This is a genomic window from Chelativorans sp. J32, from assembly GCF_000518985.1.
Classification (GTDB): Bacteria; Pseudomonadota; Alphaproteobacteria; order Rhizobiales; family Rhizobiaceae; genus Chelativorans.
This window is the reverse complement of sequence record NZ_JAEQ01000040.1, coordinates 1-2,621: the sequence shown is the minus strand read 5'-3', so window position 1 is coordinate 2,621 and position 2,621 is coordinate 1. Positions and strand designations below refer to the sequence as shown.

Here is a 2,621-nt window from a genome sequence, read left to right as displayed (position 1 = left end):
GTTCTTCACGATCGCCGGACCCAACGACATTCTTCTGCTCACCCCCGAAAGGGGCAAGGGCGCTCGGGATTGAAATCTTCCTCTTGGAGGGTGGCGATGTCGTTACGCCTTATGACGCGCCTATCGGGGCCCGCTACGCGGAGCGATGGGTGCTTTACAATATTCCACGGTCGCAATGTCAGGGATATTTCTAGGCCAACGACTCGGTCCTCGGGAAAGGTTTGCAGGAGGCCTTTGACAAGGGCAACGAGATTCTTGGGAATGAAAAATGGATCGATCTCTGGTTGCAGCTACTCGATCGATGGAAAGCGGAGACCGCATCGAATGGGCTGGTTGTGGAATGTGTCGAAGCCGAGGAGAACTTGAGAAGCCAAGAACTGCCACCGGAATCGACGGCCCAGGCTTCGATTCGCCGAGGCTGCGACCCCGACCGAAAGGACAATGTGCGACGATCATGACATCTGCGCCAAAAACCGGGCGATGAACTGGCGACGCAAAAGAAGGCTGTTGCTGTCGAAGAACCGCTGGCGCGCAGCGATCTTGCGAAACCCGACCGCCGTCCTAAACCTAATTCCCCTGCCCGGACAGGAATATGCATCAACCGACTAGCTGCGGAAATTGTGTTTTCCGATGTTCTCGTATGTCACCTCTATCTTACGAACAAAGCGCTCAGCGCAACATTCGTAAGATGTCACTCCGGTCTCGATTCTTGCACCCGGATCTGATCCACTCGTCCACGATGAACGGTACCTTGCCTAGTTTGTTGATCAACCTAGAAGAGGTCAGAATTTTCCGAAAATGGTGTGGAACTGGTGTGAACGCGACAAAGCAGCGCTTAGGCGACAATTCCGGAAGAGGAAGTTTCTCGTAAGTGCCTGATATTTCTGGAAATTTCTGGTAGCGGAGGACCGCTACCGTCAATCCCCACACCTGCCGAACATACGCTACAGCCTCCGATTATTCTCCCGGACATTGTTGGCTTAGCCGCACCGATGGCATGATGCCTTTCCGGAACGTTCAGCCTTAGCGCAGACAATGAGAAAGCTGCCGCCGGTGTCGATGTCAGGTGTGACACCCTTACGTGCGATGGTGTCCACTAAAGCAAAGGTGATTCACCGGAGAACTCGATGAATTTCACGCATTACAATCTGGGACACGTCGAGCGGGGCGGTGTCGTCGTGGTGACGCTCAGCGGCAGCGCAGCCAACGTTCGCCTCATGGATGGCTCAAATTTCAGCAACTACAAGGCGGGCCGCCGCCATCGTTACGTCGGAGGACTCGCCAAACGCTCCCCCGTGCGCCTGCCGAATGCAGCGTGACCCCGGACGCGCCAGGAGAGACCCGGATGAGAAAGCAGATTGAGGATGAATGGACCGGTTGGGACGGCGACACCATCGTCCGGCTGACCGACGGATCGGTATGGCGCCAGGAGGAATATCACTATGAGTATCACTACGCGTACCGCCCGTCGGTGACGCTGTCCGGCAACGTCATGCATGTCGAGGGGATGAGCCGCGGCATTCGCGTCCGCCGGATCGACTAGGAGAACAAGGGGATGCAGACACGCATTGCAGGAGCCTGGACGGGCGGAGCGGCGATACCATTGTCAAGCTCGCCAACGGTACGGTCTGGCGCCAGGACCAGTGCTATTATCGCTATCAGTATAAGTACCGGCCCCGCGTAGTGATCGACGACCGGCACATGCATGTCGAGGGCATGCCCAAGGCGGTGCGCGTGCGCCGCATCGATTAGCGACCAGAGCGTCGCTTCTGCGGCGGCGCTCAGGACGGATCATTCAAGAAGCCGCTCGCCACGGGTTTGGAACATCTCAACAAGTTGCTGATAATCGGCAGTTTGAACTCTGGATATCCGGGCATATCGAATGTGGCATTGAGCAAATTGTTGTCCGGCCGGGCGCAGACATACCGCCCCGGCTTTCTTGCACGCGTGTTTGCTTCCGGAAAATGGAAGCTGACCCTGGATCCGAGATTGTCCGGGCGCATCCGGCTGCGCCAGAATGGCGATGTCGAGCTTGTCTGCCTCGATATCGTGTCGATTTCGGCCAGCAAGGCTCTGCTGTGGCACCGCGTTGAGATCCGTTCGCGCGGCAGAACGGATACTCTCTCCGGACTGACGGGTGAAGCAGCCGCGCAATTGGTCGCGGACCTTCACACCTTCATAAATGACCATCTCTTCGGTGTCATCGGCGCTGAAACGGGCCGCTTGCACGACGTTGATGCCCAGCTTCGAAAAATTACCGAGGGCAGCAGGCAATATCTCGCTCAGGCCGATCTTGGCCGGGCCATTGCCAGCGTGCCAGGCGATGCCGCCGCCGCCCTTGCGCACCCGCTTCTGAATTCACAGTTGATGCCGGCAAAGCTCAAGGCGTCTCTGCCGCCCTCTTTCACCTTCCTGACGGACCCGGGCGTTCGCCAAGCCTATAACGAAGCATTCGTCGCCGCCGAGCTGGAAAAATTCCAAGCGTTCTTCGACGATCTCGACGGGCGTTCCCTGTCCGATCAACAGCGCGAAGCCTGCATTCGCCTCGAGGACAACAATTTGCTGGTCGCCTCGGCGGGCTCGGGCAAGTCCGCGACCATGGTCGGCAAGGTTGCTTATGT

At 57.6% G+C, this 2,621-nt stretch carries 5 protein-coding genes; 4 read left to right on the top strand and 1 reads right to left on the bottom strand.

Features of this window, described 5'->3' with window-relative positions:
* The 3 genes from CHEJ32_RS27580 to CHEJ32_RS0123195 all read left to right on the top strand — a co-directional run.
* The coding region (locus CHEJ32_RS27580; protein WP_210164592.1) for a hypothetical protein at positions 1–194 on the top strand (194 nt) is incomplete at its 5' end.
* 933 nt (positions 195–1,127) lie between these two features.
* A complete protein-coding gene (locus CHEJ32_RS0123200) occupies positions 1,128–1,319 on the top strand; it encodes a DUF1883 domain-containing protein (protein ID WP_028035896.1) in 192 nt (63 codons plus the stop codon).
* A 26-nt stretch (positions 1,320–1,345) separates the two neighbouring features.
* Positions 1,346–1,543 (top strand): hypothetical protein, encoded by a 198-nt coding sequence (locus CHEJ32_RS0123195; protein ID WP_028035895.1) that lies wholly within the window; start codon positions 1,346–1,348, stop codon positions 1,541–1,543.
* Between the two features lie 248 nt (positions 1,544–1,791).
* Here the strand turns inward: CHEJ32_RS0123195 and CHEJ32_RS27870 are convergent, their stop codons facing one another.
* The gene (locus CHEJ32_RS27870) at positions 1,792–2,346 is read right to left on the bottom strand and encodes a hypothetical protein (protein WP_156936793.1); all 555 of its coding nucleotides are present in this window, start codon (positions 2,344–2,346) and stop codon (positions 1,792–1,794) included.
* A 21-nt stretch (positions 2,347–2,367) separates the two neighbouring features.
* On the opposite strand from CHEJ32_RS27870, the gene CHEJ32_RS27865 reads away from it, so the two are divergent.
* Positions 2,368–2,621, top strand: a 254-nt coding sequence (locus CHEJ32_RS27865) for a UvrD-helicase domain-containing protein (RefSeq protein WP_245261272.1), incomplete at its 3' end; no start/stop codon positions are given.